The 19,892-nt window shown below is 50.6% G+C and carries 19 protein-coding genes and 1 pseudogene; 15 read left to right on the top strand and 5 right to left on the bottom strand.

The annotated features are described in order from the left end of the window. Positions 1 to 96 precede the first annotated feature (96 nt). Complete coding sequence (murB, locus tag C5O22_RS05495) at positions 97 to 1,029, bottom strand: UDP-N-acetylmuramate dehydrogenase (RefSeq protein WP_243692875.1); 933 nt, start codon at positions 1,027 to 1,029, stop codon at positions 97 to 99. A 37-nt stretch (positions 1,030 to 1,066) separates the two neighbouring features. Here murB and cysS point away from each other — a divergent pair, with 37 nt between their 5' ends. From cysS to pyrH, 7 genes and pseudogenes are all read left to right on the top strand, one after another. Further along, positions 1,067 to 2,518 (top strand): cysteine--tRNA ligase, encoded by a 1,452-nt coding sequence (gene cysS, locus C5O22_RS05500; protein ID WP_132780204.1) that lies wholly within the window; start codon positions 1,067 to 1,069, stop codon positions 2,516 to 2,518. A 17-nt stretch (positions 2,519 to 2,535) separates the two neighbouring features. Continuing rightward, positions 2,536 to 3,171 carry an RNA polymerase sigma factor gene (locus tag C5O22_RS05505; protein WP_132780205.1) on the top strand — a complete coding sequence of 212 codons (636 nt, stop codon included), beginning with the start codon at positions 2,536 to 2,538 and terminating at the stop codon, positions 3,169 to 3,171. Beyond that, positions 3,161 to 3,253, top strand: a pseudogene (locus C5O22_RS13645) (zf-HC2 domain-containing protein); the annotation flags it as partial. The gene C5O22_RS05505 and the pseudogene C5O22_RS13645, both read left to right, overlap by 11 nt. A gap of 72 nt (positions 3,254 to 3,325) precedes the next feature. Continuing rightward, positions 3,326 to 3,739, top strand: coding sequence for a hypothetical protein (locus C5O22_RS05510; protein WP_243692882.1), 414 nt, complete (start codon positions 3,326 to 3,328; stop codon positions 3,737 to 3,739). Beyond that, the gene (locus tag C5O22_RS05515) at positions 3,739 to 4,251 is read left to right on the top strand and encodes a hypothetical protein (RefSeq protein WP_132780206.1); all 513 of its coding nucleotides are present in this window, start codon (positions 3,739 to 3,741) and stop codon (positions 4,249 to 4,251) included. The genes C5O22_RS05510 and C5O22_RS05515 overlap by 1 nt, the downstream gene beginning before the upstream one ends. After that, positions 4,251 to 5,870, top strand: coding sequence for a transglutaminase domain-containing protein (locus tag C5O22_RS05520; protein ID WP_132780207.1), 1,620 nt, complete (start codon positions 4,251 to 4,253; stop codon positions 5,868 to 5,870). Before C5O22_RS05515 ends, C5O22_RS05520 begins: the two co-directional genes overlap by 1 nt. Before the next feature lie 12 nt (positions 5,871 to 5,882). Continuing rightward, positions 5,883 to 6,578 carry a UMP kinase gene (pyrH, locus tag C5O22_RS05525; protein WP_132780208.1) on the top strand — a complete coding sequence of 232 codons (696 nt, stop codon included), beginning with the start codon at positions 5,883 to 5,885 and terminating at the stop codon, positions 6,576 to 6,578. A 94-nt stretch (positions 6,579 to 6,672) separates the two neighbouring features. On the opposite strand, the gene C5O22_RS05530 is transcribed toward pyrH, so the two are convergent. Next, on the bottom strand, positions 6,673 to 8,454 hold the full coding sequence (locus tag C5O22_RS05530; RefSeq protein WP_207895349.1) for a hypothetical protein: 1,782 nt from the start codon (positions 8,452 to 8,454) through the stop codon (positions 6,673 to 6,675). A gap of 25 nt (positions 8,455 to 8,479) precedes the next feature. Here C5O22_RS05530 and C5O22_RS05535 point away from each other — a divergent pair, with 25 nt between their 5' ends. Then, a complete protein-coding gene (locus C5O22_RS05535) occupies positions 8,480 to 8,851 on the top strand; it encodes a CoA-binding protein (protein WP_132780210.1) in 372 nt (123 codons plus the stop codon). 279 nt (positions 8,852 to 9,130) lie between these two features. On the opposite strand, the gene C5O22_RS05540 is transcribed toward C5O22_RS05535, so the two are convergent. Further along, positions 9,131 to 9,673: a hypothetical protein gene (locus tag C5O22_RS05540; RefSeq protein ID WP_132780211.1), complete on the bottom strand. Its 543-nt coding sequence runs from the start codon at positions 9,671 to 9,673 to the stop codon at positions 9,131 to 9,133. Between the two features lie 106 nt (positions 9,674 to 9,779). Between C5O22_RS05540 and C5O22_RS05545 the strand changes: the two genes are divergently transcribed. Both C5O22_RS05545 and C5O22_RS05550 read left to right on the top strand, forming a co-directional pair. Next, positions 9,780 to 11,438 (top strand): diphosphate--fructose-6-phosphate 1-phosphotransferase, encoded by a 1,659-nt coding sequence (locus C5O22_RS05545; RefSeq protein WP_132780212.1) that lies wholly within the window; start codon positions 9,780 to 9,782, stop codon positions 11,436 to 11,438. 65 nt (positions 11,439 to 11,503) lie between these two features. Next, positions 11,504 to 12,685: a type III PLP-dependent enzyme gene (locus C5O22_RS05550; RefSeq protein ID WP_132780213.1), complete on the top strand. Its 1,182-nt coding sequence runs from the start codon at positions 11,504 to 11,506 to the stop codon at positions 12,683 to 12,685. Between the two features lie 59 nt (positions 12,686 to 12,744). Here C5O22_RS05550 and C5O22_RS05555 read toward each other — a convergent pair whose 3' ends face one another. Together C5O22_RS05555 and C5O22_RS05560 are read right to left on the bottom strand one after the other, a co-directional pair. After that, the gene (locus C5O22_RS05555; RefSeq protein ID WP_132780214.1) at positions 12,745 to 14,496 is read right to left on the bottom strand and encodes a glutamine--tRNA ligase/YqeY domain fusion protein; all 1,752 of its coding nucleotides are present in this window, start codon (positions 14,494 to 14,496) and stop codon (positions 12,745 to 12,747) included. A 12-nt stretch (positions 14,497 to 14,508) separates the two neighbouring features. Beyond that, positions 14,509 to 15,090 carry a hypothetical protein gene (locus tag C5O22_RS05560; RefSeq protein ID WP_132780215.1) on the bottom strand — a complete coding sequence of 194 codons (582 nt, stop codon included), beginning with the start codon at positions 15,088 to 15,090 and terminating at the stop codon, positions 14,509 to 14,511. Positions 15,091 to 15,661: 571 nt separating this feature from the next. Here C5O22_RS05560 and rsxC point away from each other — a divergent pair. From rsxC to C5O22_RS05585, 5 genes are read left to right on the top strand one after another with little or no spacing between them, the layout of a single operon-like run. After that, a complete protein-coding gene (rsxC, locus tag C5O22_RS05565; RefSeq protein ID WP_132780216.1) occupies positions 15,662 to 17,020 on the top strand; it encodes an electron transport complex subunit RsxC in 1,359 nt (452 codons plus the stop codon). 16 nt (positions 17,021 to 17,036) lie between these two features. After that, positions 17,037 to 18,107 (top strand): RnfABCDGE type electron transport complex subunit D, encoded by a 1,071-nt coding sequence (locus tag C5O22_RS05570; protein ID WP_132780217.1) that lies wholly within the window; start codon positions 17,037 to 17,039, stop codon positions 18,105 to 18,107. Further along, positions 18,104 to 18,703: an RnfABCDGE type electron transport complex subunit G gene (locus C5O22_RS05575; RefSeq protein ID WP_132780218.1), complete on the top strand. Its 600-nt coding sequence runs from the start codon at positions 18,104 to 18,106 to the stop codon at positions 18,701 to 18,703. Before C5O22_RS05570 ends, C5O22_RS05575 begins: the two co-directional genes overlap by 4 nt. After that, positions 18,700 to 19,317 (top strand): electron transport complex subunit RsxE, encoded by a 618-nt coding sequence (rsxE, locus tag C5O22_RS05580; protein ID WP_132780219.1) that lies wholly within the window; start codon positions 18,700 to 18,702, stop codon positions 19,315 to 19,317. The genes C5O22_RS05575 and rsxE overlap by 4 nt, the downstream gene beginning before the upstream one ends. Further along, positions 19,314 to 19,889 carry an electron transport complex protein RnfA gene (locus C5O22_RS05585; RefSeq protein ID WP_132780220.1) on the top strand — a complete coding sequence of 192 codons (576 nt, stop codon included), beginning with the start codon at positions 19,314 to 19,316 and terminating at the stop codon, positions 19,887 to 19,889. The genes rsxE and C5O22_RS05585 overlap by 4 nt, the downstream gene beginning before the upstream one ends. Positions 19,890 to 19,892: the final 3 nt, after the last annotated feature.

Below are 19,892 nucleotides of genomic sequence, written 5' to 3' on the forward strand. Positions count from 1 at the left end.
ACCTCTTTTGTGGCAGATGCTCCGTTGGTCCAGGAATCCCACAAAGGCCCCTTGTGCCTCCGTACCATGTTCTGCATCCGCAGAATCTTTTTGTATTCACCAATCCCCAACAAACAGGATTTCGCACTCCAGCAAAAGACCGGTGGCTGCAAAGACCCGGGACTTTATTTCTTCGGTAAGATTCCGAATATCGGCGGCGCTGGCATTTCCCGTATTCACAATAATATTCCCATGCCAGTCTGCAACCCGGGCCCCTCCAATCTGAAAACCCTTAAGGCCCAATTCGTCAATAATCTTCCCCGTTGGTTTTCCATAGGCATAGTTATTTTTAAAGGCCGAACCCGCCGAGGGTAGCCGATAGTGCCCCTTTTCTTCCCTATCCTTTCGATATTGATAGATACACTGCTCTAGCTCCCATTTATTCGCCCGCTGGGTAACAAAACGGGCCCCTAAAATTAACACAGGGCGTCCCTGAAAGGGACTTTTTTTATAATCATAATCCCCTTCCCGGTAAGGAACCCATTCTTCCATTAGTGCTTCATTTAAAATCTGGACTTCCCGGAGCCTGTCCGATACGGAAGAGCCATAGCAGCGGGCATTCATCCACACAGCCCCGCCGATGGAACCGGGCATACCGGCTAGAAATTCCAGGGAACTTCTTTCTTCGTTCACACAGAGTCGAATGGCTTCGTTTACCTCCGTACCGGCCCGGATAAACACATCATCGGGCCCAAAGGAAAGTCCCGTATACCCCGTACAATCTAACACGATACCCCGGATTCCCCGGTCCGCCACCACCAGGTTTGCCCCACTCCCCAGGAAAAAAACGGGGATTCCCGCTGCGCGGGCTTCCTGAAGCAAAATCTGCACAAAAGGAAGCCATTGAGGCCCCCGGGGACGTATCCAGAGGTCCGCCGGCCCCCCCACCTGAAAGGTCGTGTGCCTTCGCATCGGTTCGTCAAAGGCCAGGTCCCCTTCGAAAGGAACAACACTATTGATTTTTTCTAGCAATTTCCGTAGGGTAAGCATACCACAGGCATTGTAGCGAATTTAGCCGGGAGGTTCCATGGCCTTTTCTTTTTTTAACACCCTGGGAAGAAGTCTACAGCCCTTTATTCCTATTGAAGAAGGGAAGGTTGGTTTTTACGGCTGTGGACCCACGGTGTACAATTATGCCCACATTGGAAACCTGCGGGCCTATGTGACCCACGATATCCTGGTTCGGGCCCTGCGACGGGCAGGCTATAGGGTAACCCACGTGATGAACATTACCGACGTGGGACACCTTTCGGGAGATACCGACACCGGGGAAGACAAGATGGTAAAAAGTGCGGAAGAACGGGGAAAAACGGTGCTGGAAATTGCCCAGTTTTACACCGAAGCCTTCTTTCGCGATACGGAGCGGCTAAACATCCTGCGACCTACCATTGTGTGTAAGGCCACCGAGCACATCGATGACATGATTCGTCTCATTCAGCGCATCGAAGCCCGGGGCTATACCTACCAGGCAGGGGGAAATTTGTATTTTGATATCACCAAATTTCCCTCCTATGGCGAGCTTGCCCAACTGAGGATAGAAGATCTAAAAGCGGGGGCCCGCATCGATGTGGATCCCAATAAAAAGAATCCCTACGACTTTGCCCTCTGGTTTACCAGGAGCAAATTCTCCAATCAAGCCCTGGTGTGGGATAGTCCCTGGGGACGGGGCTATCCGGGCTGGCACATCGAATGCTCAGCCATGAGCATGAAGTACCTGGGAGAACAGTTTGATATTCACGCCGGCGGTATCGATCACATTCCCATCCATCATACGAACGAAATAGCACAGAGCGAGGCCGCCACGGGGAAAAAGTGGGTAAATTACTGGATCCACAATGAATTCCTTGTAATGGACAAAGGGAAAATGTCTAAGTCCAGTGGGAATTTTCTTACCCTACAAAGCTTGATAGATCAGGGTTTTCATCCTCTGGATTACCGCTATCTCCTATTGGGCAGTCATTACCGCAGCCAACTCCAGTTTTCCTTTGAAGCCCTGGAAGGGGCCCGCAATTCCCGGCGGACCCTAGTAGAACGGCTCCAGAACGTGGCCAGTGCGGCCCATTCCCTTCCTCCGGCGGGAACTGTATCTCCCAGCGACCTTGGAGAAGAGGCCCGCTCTGCTCTTGAGCGTTTTAATACGGCGATTGAAACAGATCTTTCCACTCCCCGGGCCCTGGCGGAACTCTGGGGTTTGCTTCGTAACCCGGCTATCCCCCCCGAAGAAGTGCTAGTCGTGGTCTTTGATATGGATCAGGTTCTTGGACTGGGACTCTATGAAGCAGTTACTGCACAGCCTCTTCCGGAAGCTATCGATCCTGAATTCCAGAAAGAGATAGAGGCCCTTATCGAAGAACGAAGCAAAGCGAAAAAGGAAAAGAATTTCCAGCGGGCCGATGAAATCCGGGCCTATCTTAAGGAACGGGGCATTATTCTTGAGGATACACCCCAGGGGACCCGGTGGAAAAAGGTGAGCTTGTAACACATGAGAGGGTAACGTTGTTTATATCATCGGATGGTGGATTTTCACAGGCGGAGTTTCGCCACCTGTACGAAACGACCTTTTCTCTTTTATACTCTGTATCGTACCGGATTGTGGGGTCAGAAGATGCAGCAGAGGATATCTGTCAGGAGGCTTTCTTTAAGCTTTACGAACGGCAGATGCGATTTCCCAATGAAGAAGAAGCAAAGTACTGGCTCATCCGGGTAGTAAAAAATGCTTCTATCAATTATGCAAAACGGAAAGAACGGGAACGACGGGCCTATCAGAAGGCCTTCCGTGAGAATTCAACACCTATACCGAGTGGGGAAGGCGACTATATCACCAAAGAAACCCGGGAAGAAATTCAACAGGCATTGAACCGGTTACCAGAAAACCTGCGGATTGTTTTATATTTGAAAGAGTACGGCGACCTTAATTATAAAGAAATAGGTCGAGTGCTGGGAATTAGTGAGGGGAACGTAAAAGTTCGGGTTTTTAGAGCCCGAGAACGGTTAATAAAAGAATTGGGGCTTCTTAGCCCAGAAGATGGGAAGATTGAAGAACAGAAAGATATGAATGAGGTATCATTCACTACCAAGAAGGATATCGATAGGGCCACAGAAAATGGCAAGGATGGGGAACATGTGTCCTGACAAGTCCCTTCTATCACTCTATCTGGATGGGGAACTTCCTTCCCCATGGAAAGAAAAGCTAGAAACTCATCTTCTTCATTGTGGGAGCTGTCAAATACAGGCAAAAAAGCTCCAAGGGCTTCACCAAGACCTGCATACCCTACCATGCCCACCCATGGAGGTGATCCAGGCCGCGCAGAAGAGGGTATGGCAACAGCTCGCAGTTAAAATAAAGGAAGGCCAGGGGAACTCCCAAAAACATCGTTTTTCCTGGAATCGTCCTGTGGCTATCCCCTTACCCGCCGCAATAGCAGCCCTGATTCTGGTGGCTCTTGTGGCATCCCTCGCAGGGCCCCTTTTGTTTTCCCCGGGAAACGGAGCCTCCCATCTACCGGTTGCGCGGATCAACACGGAGGTTCAAAACATAGTCCCTGTATCAAATATTGAAAATCTGGTACAATACCTGGAAATGCAGGCAGCTACGGCGGACATCGTGATTATCAAACTTCCTGAAACACAGAATTTTGTTCCCGCAGGACAGCCAACCCTGCTTAAGGCCGTGGAATACCAGGGGAGGAAAAAACCCTGATGGGCCCCCGTTTAATCCCCGCTCTTTTAATCGTTTTAACCTCCGCAGGCCTTTGTGCACAAGAGGCTCCTTTTACAGAAGTTCCGGGTCTTAAAGAAAAAGCCCTTATTCTGGAAATTGTCGCCCGGGTAATCGAGCGAAACGAAACAGAAGCATGGTCCACGGAAAACACCAAGGTAACCATTCCAGGAAGAGCGGTTATTCTCAAATTGGTAGGAAAAAATGTGATCGTTCTGGCCCAATTTACCCCCTACCAGCGGGAAGATGGCAAGACCTTCCTGGTTGCCCAGGGACAGGTATGGATAGATACACCCCAACAGGGGCTCAAATACCAATCTACCATTCAAACCATACCAATAAATTACGGGGAACAGGTCTTGTTCTTCCCCCTGGGGAATCAGACAAAAGAAGGCCAGGCCCAGATAGAGATTCAGTTAGAATTACGTCCCTTCGATAAAAAAAACACCCCTCAAGAAGGGCAAGACACTAAAAGCGGAGACACCAATAAATAATGTATCGCCACCGTTTCTTTTTGTTCATCCTCTGTAGCTGTTCCCTCTTCATGTGGGGTGCCTGCTTAACCCCTACTCCAACAATTACCGGCATCGATCCCCGAATAGGTAATCCCGGCGATATCTTGATAGTCCGGGGCAAAAATTTTGGAAACGAGCGGGGAACAAGCTATCTGAGCATTGGAGGAATTATCCCCACCGCTTCCTCATACATCGAATGGAAGGACACCTATATTTCGGTAAAAATACCGGAATTCGCCCATTCAGGACTCGTATATGTCCACGTGGGAAAGAAAAAAAGCAATCCCGCTCTTTTTACCAATCGCCTGGTTATGCCCCAACGGATGAACCTTCGGACCGATCAAGGGGGTCCCTTCATCACAGAAATACAACCATCCGCAGAAAGAATCGGTTCCCTTATTCGAATACTAGGGCAGGGATTCGGAGCCTCCCGGGATAAAAGCCAGGTCCTGTTTTCCTGGCAGGCGGAACTCCCCCCCATGCTGGGCAAAACGGCATCCCACTATACAACCGTACCGGTAAGCGAAGGAGAGGGGGGATATGAACTATGGACCGACAAGGAGATACGCCTCAGGATCCCCGACGGAGCCGTAAGTGGTGCCGTTCAAGTAGTAACTTCAAACGGTACCAGCCAGCCCTTCTTCTTTGAAGTCACTGATCGGCCAGGCACAAAAACATACCGGGATAAAAAAACCTACGCTATTACCTATTCAGTGCAGATCAATGTAAAGGAAGCCTCCGGGCCCAATACGCTGTACCTGTGGCTTCCCCTGCCTGTTACCACAGCGTACCAGCGACCTATTCAGGTACTTCAACGAAGCCAGGACCCTTTTGTAGAAAATTATGAAGGGGCAAGTCTTTTTCAGCTTAAGAATCTCTCCCGGGGAAGCTCCTCTGTCGTTAGTCTTTCCTATCTCGTAGACACCTACACGGTCGAAACATCGGTAAATGCTTCCCGGGTGGTAAGCCCGGGCAAACAATTCGAGGTATTCACTCGCCCTACAACATTGCTTCCGGCTAATAACCCGGAAATTCAAAAGAAAGCCCTTTCCATTGTAGGAAAAGAAAAAAACCCCTACAAACAGGCCCAACGGCTGTATGAGTGGATTACTTCCCAGGGAGGGGTGTCAGAAAAAAGCGTTTCCTTTGATATGCTTACCGCCCTTACCCTGCAACGGATGGATACCTATACGGCGGCCCTGAGTTTTTGCACCATGGCCCGGTCTCTGGGGATCCCGGCGCTTCCCATTGCGGGCGTTTTAATAGGGAAAAACCGGGAAACCCGGGTTCACTTCTGGGCAGAATTCTGGATCGATAATTTTGGCTGGGTACCGGTAGATCCTGCCCTGGGGGCCGGTGCCGTTCCCGCCCCCTTCATCACCCGTTCCGACAGCGGAAGCTACTATTTTGGAAACAGTGATAGCAACCGTATCGCCTTTTCTCGGGGAGAGCGGGTTCTTTCCCCCATGGCTCCCCGGGGAAGGATAGTCCAGTACAGTCGCTCTTATGCCCTGCAATCGATTTGGGAAGAATCCTTAGAACAATTAGAATCCTATTCTTCCCTATGGAGTGATATAGAAATTACGGGTATCTACTAGGAGGAGATTGAGATGGTAACGGTAATTTCCCTCGGTGGCTCCATTGTGGCCCCCGATGATGTTGATACGACGTTCCTGGCGGATTTTTCTCGCCTCATTCGCTCTGAGTTAGCGGAAGATGAAAAAACCCGTTTCATCCTGGTGGTAGGAGGAGGAGGACCTGCTCGCCGCTATCAACAGGCCTACCGGCAGCTTGTTCAGCAACCGATAGACGACCAGGCCGATTGGATTGGTATCATGGCGACCCGTCTGAACGCCCAACTTCTGCGGGCTATTTTTTCTGACCTCTGTCCTCAACAGGTGGTGATCGATCCGACCGAGGTGGGTCCCTTCGTTGGACGGATCCTGGTGGCCGCAGGCTGGAAACCGGGTTTTTCTACCGACTACGATGCGGTACTCCTGGCAGAACGCTTCCAGGCCTCGCGGCTTATCAACCTTTCTAACATTCAAAAGGTGTACACCGATGATCCCCGAAAAAACCCAGAGGCCCGGCCTATCGATGCCATCTCCTGGGATGAATTTCTTTCCTTAGTAGGAGATGAGTGGGTACCGGGTAAGAATGTGCCCTTTGATCCGGTGGCCAGTCGACATGCCAAAAAACTGGGGCTTGAGGTTATATGCGCCGCGGGCAAAGACCTCGAGAACCTTCGCCGGATCCTCCACCATGAACCCTTTGTGGGGACCACCATTGGAGGGAACCTCCCGTAAGGGGCATGGAAAGGCCCGACCTCTGTCAGGTTAAGCGTATCGTTTTTACGCACCCGCCCTCTTTAGGCAGGGGCCGCTTCCGCCCTATCTTAAACTACAGGCTATACTCAAGACCAAACCCAAAGGCCCCTTTCGTTTCTAAAAGAGTACCATCTATCAGTACATCCTGGAGGGGAGCCGTCATGGCCCCCTGCCAGCGGATTTTCCAGCGGAAAGGTTTGAGGATGGGCAACCTAAAAGCCGCTTCCAGGCCAGCCCAACCGACCCACAGGGGGACCGCTTCCTCCCCATTTCTGCTCGTACTGGTAAGCCACCAACGGAACTGAACATACGGAGAGGGATTAAGCTCGCTTTCATACGAAATATTAAGATACCGGGCCATATGAAAGGCCCCTGAGGGGATCTCATACCAAAAGGTGTTTAGCCAGAGCGGACGTTGCGCCTTTTTCCCATACGAGGATCCAGAAAGGCCACCAGAGAGGGCAACCGCAAACCGAGGAGAGGAACTCTGGGTCGGGTCTTGTCGCCACCAATCCCATCGAACACCGGCGCCCCAGAGGGTTCTCCCATAAAATCCCAGGAGGACCTGCTGACTGACGATGGTATCTTTTCCTAAGGAATATTCAGCCCCCCCGTAAAAAGAAGAACTTCCCCAGAGGCCTCCCTCACCCAGGGGAACTGCTCCCTGGACAGTGAGATAGGCCTGCCAGGCAAGGGGTACCGATCGGGGATATCCATTGGCCGGAACGATTCCCCAGGGGGCATACATTCCGAGGGAGAAGATATCCGTGGGGACATGATTGATAAGCCATACCGTACTTTGCACCACCGGGGACCTCCAGCACAGTTCCTGTTGAATCCTCTGTTCTATGCGGGAAAGGTCCCCTTCTACAAGCGAAAGGCGGTTCTGCAACATGGTTTTACGGGCATATACATAGAGATCTTCCTGAGAAATGCCCTGACTTGCCTGGACAAAGGTTTTCTTCTGGACAGCCAGGGAGCCTTTTTTTTGTTTAAGACCTGCCTGGATTTCCTTAAGGATTTCCTGACTATAACTCTGAGGAGAGGCTGAGACAGGCCTCCACTGGGTAAGGGTTTCTTCTATGGGGATAAGGGCATTTTCTATCTCAGCAAAAATCTCTAAGATCCTTTGAGTAGTGGCAGTCTTATCCAACTGTTGCTGGGCTTTCCGCAAACGGGCAATTCCCTCTTGAGCAGTGCCATCGTAGGATTGAAGCAGTTTCTGCAATTCGGGGGCCTTCCTTTTTTGTATCGACGAAAAATAATAGGCATCCTGTATCTGGCCCAGGTACCGGAGCACCTCCTGGATTTTACTGCGGGCCTGGGAATAGGTGGTCTCTGCGGAGGCAATAACTCCATTCGATTCAAACCGCGCCGCCTCGCTCAAAAGCTTTTCTATGTCAGGTATGGCCGTTTCGGCCGCATCAAGGAGGTTCACCACCGTGGTAGCATAACGCCCCACATACAGAGCGTCCACCAGAGAGCGTTCTACCGAGGCCCGCACCTTTCCAATCCAGGATTCCTTGTTTTGTTGGCTTGCCTCTATAACCTGGAATTCCCCCTGCTGGAGGGCCTCGGGAATAAACAGATCCCGAAAGAGGGGATCTTTCCTTGCCTGGTGATACACAATTTCCTCAAGGGCATTAATCTTTGCTTCTTCCAGGGCAAGATCGCGGGTTTTTCCCTTTCCTGTGCCGAGGGCCTCATACCTTGTTTCCGATTGGGCTTCCAGTCTCTCTGGAAAAACACTCAAACCTAAAAACAGAAACAGAAAGCCCGCCCCGACTTTTGCGAAAAGAAAAAACTTCGGATAGCAGTGATGAGTTTTTGAAACATTTTTTTTCTTTGCGATCATAGGGTCTCCATTCTATATTTATTATATGATGAACACACGAACCGTGGTCGTCCTGGGGGCAAGCGACAACCCCGAACGCTATTCGTATAGGGCAGTACGGGAACTACAAAAACACGGCTTTCCTGTTATTCCCGTGAATCCTACGCTTTCTTCAATAGAAGGTCTTCCTGTGGTTCCCCGCCTCGCTGATATTAGCGAAAAAGTAGATACCCTCACAATCTACCTGTCTGAAAAACGGTCGACCCCACTTATCCCAGAAATTCTGGCTCTTCGACCTGGTCGGGTCATTCTGAATCCCGGGGCAGAAAACCCTACTCTGGAGAAGGTCCTCTCTGAAGCCGGCATCCCCTGGCTCCATGCCTGTACGCTGGTACTTCTTTCCACCGGACGATTTTAGGTGCCAGGGTAAGCGGTCTGCCCCTCTCCATGAGGAGCCACATTTACTCCTTGAGAATTTACCGATGGGCCCGAACAATTCTCAATCAATATTGAATAGCAGGCGATCGGGCATCCCCGATCTTCCATGCCCCAGACAAACGCCCCCTTCTTTTTTTAAGGGGGCCTGTTTATTGTTTTTTTAAGGAAAGTTTTTCTCTTTTCAAAATCCCACCGTGGTAGATTGCGCCCTACCTCTACTATCACCTATCCAGAAGGGCCCCATCTCCCACTAACACCGTCACTTCAACGGGATTACCCACCGGGCACCCAGGTAATAGGCAAAACCCAGTTGATCCGCATCGGGGAACAAAACCCCAATCGCACCCACACCGAGGCGGAACGTCTTTCCAAAACGGTACCAGAGGGAAATATCAGGGAATAAGGTCCTGCCCGTACCGAAATTACTCTGGGGACCGAGAATTAAGAAATAGGCCCCCCCCCCAAGCTGACCAAGAAGAGTAAGATTCCAGAAATCAAGTTCGGCGTAACTGTTAAGCCAGCCAAAACTTATAATAATAAACGAAAAGGCTCGGGCTCCTATTCCCACGCGGAACGACTCCGTTATGGGAAAGGCATAAGAAACACTCAGGCCAGGGATCACCATCGGATAAGTATTAAAGAAATCTACCACCTCCTGGTCACCCTCAGGGAAACTTACCTTATTACCTGAAACAATGCCTATACCCCGGGGAACATCTAACTCAATATCAAAGCGCCATTCACTAAAAGTGGGGAGCACCAGTCCTAGTCCCACAAGAAGAACCAATACCAGCCGTTTCATACACACACCTCCTATAGAATTCTATCTTTTATTATACTGCATTCTTGCATAGTTTCAGTGTTTTTATTACTATAATTCAACATTTATTTTTGAGGAGTGACGTCCCATGGAAGTATCCGCATTACAGAAGGCCCGGTATGGGTATCAACCAAAACTGCCGGCCATTCTTACCAGGCCTGTATCAGAAATCGCGGTGGAACTGGGGGAACCCACCGAAGCGGTGGCCGATCAGGCGGACCTGAAGGGAATTTTTAAGCACACCTATGGAAAACCGATCGCCCGTTTTGTCCCCGGAAAAAATGATAAGATCAACCGAAAACTCACCGTAGGGGTAATCCTTTCTGGCGGGCAGGCTCCAGGGGGACATAATGTAATAGCCGGTCTGTATGACGGTCTTAAAAAAGGGAACAAGGATTCCCGGCTTTTAGGCTTCCTGGGGGGACCCAGCGGGCTTATCGAAAACAAAACCGTAGAAATCACCGATGCGCTCATCGATCAATACCGGAACACCGGTGGCTTTGATATGATCGGCTCAGGTCGAACAAAGATCGAAACCCCGGAACAATTTGCCGCATCCCTGGAAACTGCAAAAAAACTGGGCCTCGATGCGGTTGTCATCATCGGGGGGGATGATTCAAACACCAATGCGGCCCTCCTGGCCGAATATTTTGTGGATCAGAAGGCCCCCATTCAGGTTATTGGATGCCCCAAAACCATCGATGGGGACCTGAAGAACGAACACATCGAAACATCCTTCGGGTTCGATACGGCCACCAAGACCTACAGCGAACTCATTGGCAACATCGAACGGGATGCTAACAGCGCTAAAAAATACTGGCACTTCATTAAATTGATGGGCCGGTCCGCAAGCCACATCGCCCTGGAGTGCGCCCTTCAAACTCAACCAAACGTATGCCTCATTTCAGAAGAGGTAGAAGCGAAAAAACTTTCCCTTGCCCAGATTGTGGACCAAATTTGCGATTCTATCGTAAAGCGGGCGGCTAACAAAGAGAATTTCGGGGTGGTCCTGATCCCCGAAGGGCTTGTGGAATTTGTCCCCGAAATGAAGCAACTCATTTCAGAACTCAATGACCTTATGGCCCACTATGCAGAAGAATTTGGCAAGCTTTCCGGCTTCGAGGCCCAGGCAGAATGGCTTAATAAAAAACTCAGTCCCGCCTCTGCCAAGGTCTTTGCGAGCCTTCCCGTGGATATCGCCAAGCAACTCCTTATGGATCGGGATCCCCACGGGAATGTACAGGTTTCCCGCATCGAAACAGAAAAGCTGCTTATCAGCATGGTGGAACAGCGTCTCGGGGAACTCAAAAAAGCCGGTGCCTACACGGGGAAATTCAGCGCCCTGGCCCACTTCTTTGGGTATGAAGGCCGCTGTGCCTTCCCCAGCAACTTTGATGCGGACTATTGCTATGCCCTGGGCTTTACCGCCTTTGTGCTGATCGCCAGTGGCCTTACGGGTTACCTTTCCAGCGTAAAAAACCTTACCGCTCCCGCTTCTGAATGGGTCGCAGGCGGTATTCCCCTCACCATGATGATGAACATGGAACAGCGCCATGGAAGTAAAAAACCGGTTATCCGCAAGGCCCTCGTAGACCTTAATGGACGGCCCTTTAAAACCTTTGCGGCCAAGCGGGACGAGTGGGCAGTAAAAACCTCCTATCTTTTCCCCGGAGCCATCCAATACTATGGCCCCAGCGAAGTCTGTGATCAACCTACCAAGACCCTCCTTCTAGAAAAAGGTCGATAATGTTCGATGGGGATTGTTCAGGATAAAGAACAATCCCCTTATTTTTTATACGGTGGTAGAGCCCTATGTTTGATCGTGCCCAATTTTACTCCGATGAGCGATGGGATGCCTTCATGCAAGAGGCAGAAGGCAAGGAAACCCCCTTCATCCTCATCGATCTTGATATGGTTCGCGAAAATTATATTCGCTTACGGGAACTTTTCCCCTACGCCCACATTTATTATGCCGTTAAAGCCAATCCGGCGGTGGAAATTCTATCCCTTCTCCGGGACCTGGGGAGTTCCTTTGACATTGCGTCCCGCTGGGAGCTAGACCGGCTGCTTTCCCTTGGGGTATCCCCAGAACGGCTTTCGTACGGGAATACCATTAAAAAAGCCCGGGATATCGCCTATTTTTATGAAAGGGGGGTGCGCCTTTTTGCTACCGATAGCAAAATGGACCTGCATAATATTGCCACCCAGGCTCCGGGCTCAAAGGTATACGTCCGTATCCTGGTGGAAGGCACCCAATCGGCGGACTGGCCCCTTTCCCGAAAGTTTGGCTGTCACCCCGACATGGCCTACGATCTTATCGTAGAAGCCCGGCAACTGGGACTTATCCCCTATGGCATATCGTTCCATGTGGGAAGCCAACAACGGGACATCGGCCAGTGGGATGAGGCTATCGCCAAAACGAATTATCTGTTCCGAAGCCTGGAAGAAGAAGAAGGGATAGTGCTCCAGATGATCAACATGGGCGGTGGCTTCCCTGCTCACTATACAATTCCTACCCATGAATTATCAGTGTACGCCAAAGAAATTACCCGCTACCTGCACGAAGATTTTGGGGAAACATTGCCGGAGATTATCCTGGAACCGGGCCGTTCAATGGTGGGAGATGCGGGGATCATCGTTTCAGAAGTAGTACTTGTGGCCCGGAAGAATAATACGGCCCTTCAGCGCTGGGTTTTTACGGATGTAGGAAAATTCAATGGTCTTATCGAAACCATGGACGAGGCCATAAAGTATCCGGTAGTAACCAGTAGCACCGTCACAGGAAAAGAAGGGGAAGTGATCCTGGCGGGTCCCACCTGTGATAGTATGGACATCATGTACGAAAAATCCCGCTACCAGTTACCCCTCAATCTTATTGCGGGGGATAAGTTGTACTGGCTTTCCACGGGCGCATATACTTCAAGTTACGCCTCGGTGGAATTTAACGGCTTTCCTCCCATTAAAACCTACTTCTTTGACAGTAAGAAGAAATAAATAAAAAACCGGGCTCACCACGAGCCCGGCGGCAATTGCAAACTTAAAACTACAGCACCCTAGCTACCACTCTGGAGCTTCTTTTCTATCTTTGACCAGCTATCCTTGAGGCCCACACTCCGATTAAAGACGGGCTTCCCATCCACCACATCGGGGTCCCGAACAAAATATCCCAGCCGTTCAAACTGAAATTTATCTTCCACCTGGGCATTTTCCAGGAACGGTTCGGCGTAGGCGGTGGGAATTACCTCCAGCGATTTGGGGTTCAAATTATCCAGGAAAGAGCCCCCCGGCGGCACATCCATAGGACGGTCCACCAAAAAGAGATAATCATAGAGCCGCACGGAGATGGGCTTGGCGTGGGCCACCGAGACCCAATGGATGGTACCCTTTACCTTGCGATTATCCTCCGCATTCCCCCCCCGGGTCGCAGGATCGTAGGTACAATGAACCGCCGTGACTTCGCCGGTTACCGGATCGGTGTCATAGCCGGTACAGGTGACAATATACCCATACCGCAGACGGACCGCATTGCCCGGATACAGTCGATAGTACTTCGGCGGCGGGACCTTCTGAAAATCGTCCTGTTCAATCCAGAGCTCTTTCCCGAACGGCACCGGCCTTGTTCCGGCAGCGGGGTCTTCCGGATTGTTTATAGCTTCCACATACTCTACATGATTCTCGGGCCAGTTATCGATAATCAGTTTTAAAGGACGAAGGACTACCATCACCCGTTGGGCCCGCTTATTGAGATCCTCCCGAAGACAGTGTTCCAACAGGGCGATGTCCACGAGGCTATCGGTCTTTGCAATACCGATACGGCCCATAAAGTCCCGGATTGCCTCCGGCGTGTAGCCCCGGCGGCGCAAACCCGCAATGGTAGGCATGCGGGGGTCGTCCCAGCCAGAAACGTGACCTTCCTTTACCAATTGTAAAAGATATCGTTTGGAAAGAACGGTCTTGCTTATATTAAGCCGGGCAAACTCGATCTGCCGGCTGGGGAATACCTCCGCCTGCTGAATAAACCATTCATAGAGGGGTCGATGAATCTCGTATTCCAGGGAACACAGGGAATGGGTGATTCCCTCCTTCGCATCCGAAAGGGGATGCTGAAAGTCATACATGGGATAGATGCACCACTGGGTTCCAACCCGATAATGGGGAATCCGCCGGATCCGGTACATCACCGGGTCCCGCATCACCAGGTTAGGATGGGCCATATCGATTTTGGCCCGCAGCGTCTTAGACCCATCGGGGAATTCGCCGGCCCGCATTCGGGCAAAGAGATCTAAGTTTTCTTCTACCGATCGATTCCGGTAGGGACTATCCTTCCCCGGCGGGGTATAGGTAATGTTATTTTTATCTTCCACCGCGGTTCCCCGGTATACCCGGATTTCCTCTTCCGAAAGGTCATCCACATAGGCGACCCCTTTTTTAATCAACTTTACCGCAATTTCGTACAGGTATTCATAATAATCGGAGGCATAATATTCCCGATCGCCCCAGTCATACCCCAACCACTTGATGTCCCGTTTAATAGCTTCTACATAGGACATATCCTCTTTTTCTGGGTTGGTATCATCAAAACGAAGATTACATTCCCCCCCAAACTTAGCGGCCATGGAAAAATCAACGCTGATTGCCTTAGCATGACCGATATGAAGCCATCCATTTGGCTCGGGAGGGAAGCGGGTGCGCACATACGTATACCGACCATTTTTTAGGTCTTCCGCTATGGCTTCGCTAATAAAATCTGAATACCCCTCGTTGGGGCGACCTTTTCCATCTTCGAGATCGGTGTAACTATCCATGGGCCCACTCCCTTAAAAGGTAGTAATAAAACAAATACCAATAGCAAGCAACGATTTAAGAAGAGCGGTATCAAGGCCTTCTAACGACAATCCTTCCAATGCCCCGCCATACCACCAGAAAAGCCCTATGCTCGGGTCGATACGAAAGGCATATTCCACAAAATCGCTCTTATGGGCCTGGGCCCCAAAGAACAGATAGGCAAGCTCACTAAGAATAACCACAAATTGCGAAAGGGCCTTCTGATAATTCCCCACTTCCAGGACCTGTATAAAGGCGGGGATTCGTTCCAGAAGCCGGTCTTTGTGACTTTCATCCGCCTTTTCTACCCATGTTTTATGGATAAGCAATTCCAGATTATTTCTGAAATGGAGCAACATTTTTTGTATTTTCTCATCCCCTAAGGGATAGCTCGTAAAAAGCGAATATTCTTCTTCTATTCCTAAATACTCCGCCAGCTTCCGGAGTTCCTGACGTGCCGCTTCCCCATTACCTTGCAGAAGGTGCACAAATAAATGGTCTGTTACTTCCCGATATTCCACGGGAATTACCGACTCCTGGGTATGTACCATGCCAGCACTCATAGCTTGTACCATGCTTTGATTTTAAAAAAGTGTCAATAGGGAGAAAATTTTATTGCATCTCCTTCCATGAAGAGGGTATACTAGCACTGTGGAGGTGGGTATATGAAATCCGCAGATCACCCCAAACGGGAAGAAAAGAAAAAGCCCCAGAAAACGCTGAAGGAAAAACGGGAAGAAAAGAGGGCGAAAAAACAACAAAAAGCCCAGGAATAAGGGGTAGTCATCACTAGTAGAGAAACAAGAAAGAAAAGACCCTTAAGATGTTTACTCGAAAAAAGAATAAAACCTTTGCTCGGAGGCGTTCCCCGAGCAAAGGGAACTATTTTTCCTCCGAAAGAAGCGACGAAAACTCGATATTTTTTTATAGATAATCCTACCACTCCCTTGACCACAAGTTATTATTCCATATAAAATATTTCATCGGCAATGAAAATAGTTTAGATATTTTTTTATTTATTATGGAGCTATAGAGCGAAGCTATCATTCCTTCGCTATTGGAAACACGGGATTCTAAATTTTTAGAATCTACTATAATCTTGGTCCAGTAACCAAGCTCTGGATCCATAAGAAGGAGGGCCGTTTCATGGCCATAAAAACCTTTAAGGGCGGCATTCATCCGCCTGAGCGAAAAGTCGCCACCAGCGGGAAGGTCATTCAACGTATTCCGAGCCCTGCCCAGGTGGTGATTCCTATTAATCAGCACTTTGGGGCCCCGAACAAGCCCCTGGTACAGGTAGGAGACACGGTAAAACGGGGACAAAAGATTGCCGATGGAGCAAGTCCCGGACCCATGACCGTGCCAGTCCACGCTTCTATTAGTGGGATAGTAAAAAAAATAGAACCCCGCACCCAATCGAATAACACCGAAGGACTGTGTATAGTAATTGAAGCAAATGGATCGCAGGAAGAAGCTTTTATGCCCCCCCTTGATGGCCTTGCCTGTTCCAAAGAGGAGGCCCTGCAGCGAATCCGGGAGGCAGGCCTTGTCGGTATGGGAGGCGCCGGGTTCCCCGTTCATGTTAAGCTGAATCCCCCACCGAATAAACCTATCTCCCTGGTTATCGCCAATGGGGCCGAATGCGAGCCCTACCTTACCATCGATGAAGCCACCATGATTGAAGAGGCGGACAAGGTGGTTCAGGGGCTTCTCATCGTGATGAACATAGTAGGGGTCGATCGGGGTGTGATTGCCCTGGAAGATAACAAGGAACGGGCCCTTACCTCACTCCAAGAGGCCATTGCCCGCCATGGAAAAGGGAAAAACATTCAGGTGCAGCTTCTTAAAACCAAGTATCCCCAGGGGGGCGAAAAGATGCTTATCACCGCCATCACGGGAAAAGAGGTTCCCTCAGGGGGACTCCCGATGGATGTGGGGTGTGTGGTGCAAAATGTGGGGACCCTGAAGGCTATCGCGGAGGCCTTTTATGAAGGTAAACCCCTCATTGAACGGGGACTCACCGTTACTGGCGGGGCATGTAAGACTCCGAAGGATATCATCGCCCCCATTGGAACCCTTGTTTCCGATATCCCCTCCTCAGAAATAGAACTTGATGAAGAGCATCTTGCAAAGGTGATTTTTGGTGGCCCCATGATGGGAACGGCGGTACCCCATTTAGGTATCCCTATCCAGAAAAACACCTCCGGCGTCGTGTTCATGACCCGCGAAGAATTCCAGCGGGACAATGACGAAGAGGGACCCTGCATCCGCTGTGGTCGGTGTATTCGGGCCTGTGCCTGCCGGCTTTCTCCGGTGATCATGAATATTGCCTTAAAAACGGGAGACCTGGAAGCAGCGGCCCGTATCGGCCTTCTGGACTGTATCGAATGTGGGGCCTGTACCTATGTGTGTCCTGCCCATATTCAACTGGTCCAGCGCTTCCGGGTAGGAAAACAATTACTGCGCAACAAGCGGGCCAAAGAAGCTGCTTTGAGTGCAAAATAAAGGAGAAACAGAAAAGATGGCAAACAATCAGAAACTCTTGATCCTTGCATCGAGTCCTCACTTTAGTTCTCCTGTCACTACCTCCGCCCTTATGGGGAATGTTATTCTGGCCCTTTTACCACTGACCATTTTTGGTATCTACCTTTATGGTTTTCCGGCACTGATTACGATTGTGGTCTCGGTAGCAACGGCGGTCCTTTCGGAAACCCTCTTTCGCCTTGTTACCCGTCAGGAATTGCGGTACAAGGACCTTTCCGCGGTAGTAACGGGGCTCCTTCTGGCGCTGGTCCTTCCCCCCTCTACCCCCTGGTGGATGACCGCCATGGGGTCATTCTTTGCCATTGTGGTAGCCAAGGAGTTTTTCGGGGGCCTTGGCGCCAACCCCTTTAACCCGGCCCTTATCGGGCGGGCCTTCCTTATCATGAGTTTTCCCGCCGCCCTCACCACCTGGCATCGGCCGGTGGGCTTTTCCGCAGCCCTTACCGATGCGGTCAGTACCGCCACTCCCCTCAATATCATTAAAATGGGAGGCGCCATGGCCGACGTGGGGAACAATCTCGTCCAATCGGGGCTCAGCCTTTCCTCAAACTATGGGTCGGTACTCCTTACCCTCTTTCTAGGGAATCGGGCGGGGTGTATCGGGGAATCTTCGATACTGTTAATTTTGGTGGGGGCCTTTTACCTGCTCATTACCCGCACCATCGATTGGCGGGCCCCGGCGGCAATGATCGTGACCACCTTTATCGTAAGCTGGCTTCTGGGGATGGATGGCCTTTTTGGCATCCTTGCGGGGGGCCTTATGTTTGGGGCGGTGTTCATGGCCACCGATTACGTTTCTGCCCCCCTTACCGCCAGGGGAAAAATCATTTTCGGTATCGGGGCGGGGCTTATTACGGTGCTCATCCGGAAATGGGGGGGCTATCCCGAAGGGACCAGTTACGGAATCCTGATCATGAATGCCTTTACTCCCTTCCTTAATCGGCTTATCCAGAAAAAATACGGCTTTGTGCCCCCGCAGAAGGCGCCCGCCGGAATATCCGGCAAAGGCCAAAGTGGTGGTAGTTCTTCCCAGGGAGGTTCAAAATGAAGCAGATGGTTCGGCTGGGCCTCATCCTTGCGGCCTACGCAACCGTGGCCTGCGTGGGGCTGGCCTTTGTGTATACGGGGACCCAACAGGTTATTACGGAACGGCAACGGGCAGATCTGGAGCAATCCTTAAAAGATCTGTTTCCCCAGGGAGATCAATTTAAAGAAATCACCGGGGCCTTTTCCAGTTCTGACCCTCAGGTACAGTTCAAGAACCAGTACCTTATTCTTCAAGGGGACGAGCCCCTGGGGGTTGCAGTCCGGGCGGTAGGTTCAAGCTACGGGGGACCTATCACAGTATTGGTGGGAGTGACCAGAGAAGGCACGATTAGCGGCGTCAAAATCCTGGAAAACAAGGATACCCCCGGTCTGGGGGCCAATGCGGCTAATCCGAGCTATTTCGTCGATCGGCGCTCAGGAATAACCTTTTACGGTCAATTCAAGGGGAAATCGGTCCAGGATAAATTCCAGGTGAAAGAAGATGTGGTAGCCATTACGGCCTCTACCATAACGAGCAAGGCGGTAACCACCGTAGTAAAAGTAGCCAGTCAGGCCGCCTACGCATGGCTCACCAGCGAGGGAGGAAACACCAAATGAAACGGTACCTTACCATTTTTAAAAACGGCCTTGTCCGGGAAAACCCGCTCCTCATGTTGATGATCGGTTTGTGTTCGTCCCTGGCGGTAACCACCGCCGCAGCAAACGGTGTAGGGATGGGGCTTTCCATGACCTTTGTGCTCCTCATGTCCGAGATAGTGATTAGCAGCTTCCGCAAGCTTATCCCCGATTCGATCCGTATCCCCGTGTTCATCATTGTCATCGCCGCCTTTACCACCGTCATCGATTACCTGCTTAAGGCCTATTTCCCTGACCTTTCCCGGGCCATGGGGGTCTTTATCCCCCTTATCGTGGTAAACTGTATTATCATGGGACGGGTGGAAGGCTTTGCGAGCAAACGGCCCATCCCGGAGGTTATCGCCGACGCCCTCGGTATGGGTTTGGGGTACACCTGGGTGTTATTGGGCATTTCCATGATTCGAGAGCTTCTTGGAAACGGTACCATTTTTAACATCCGGATCATGCCCGAAAGCTATCAGCCCATCATTTTCTTTATCCTTTCGCCGGGGGGCTTTTTGGTTTTTGCCCTCTTTATTTCATTCAATCTCTTTTTAAAATCCCGATTAAAAAACGGTGAGGAGGAGTGCAAATGAATCTATTCAAAATCTTTATCTCTGCCCTGCTCATTGATAATGTCATATTGATGCGCTTCTTAGCCCTCTGCCCTTTTATCGGGATGAGTAGCGATGAAAACAAATCAGTAGGGATGGGTCTTGCTGTCACCTTTGTAACGGTCCTGGCCACGTCGGTAACCTGGCCTATCTATCACTTTATCCTGAAACCCCTGGGGCTCGAATTCCTTCAGATTCTTGTATTTATTCTTATCATTGCGTCCCTGGTACAGCTGGTAGAATTCTATCTTAAGAAAATGGTTCCTGCCCTGTATACCTCGATGGGGATATACCTGGCCCTCATCACCACTAACTGTGCAATCCTGGCGGTAACCTTTGATAACATCAGCAAGGGCTACTCCTTTCTGGAAGCCCTGGTGTACGCCGTAGGGGCGGCTTTAGGATTCCTCCTCTCCCTCTTACTCATGGCAGGAATCCGCAATCGTATCAAAACAAGTCCTATTCCTGCCTTTTTAAAGGGCACGCCCATTCTGTTTGTTTCTGCGAGCCTCCTCGCCATGGCCTTTATGGGCTTTTCGGGACTGGTTAAATAGGGG

It is taken from the genome of Treponema sp. J25 (genome assembly GCF_004343725.1).
Classification (GTDB): Bacteria; Spirochaetota; Spirochaetia; order Treponematales; family Breznakiellaceae; genus J25.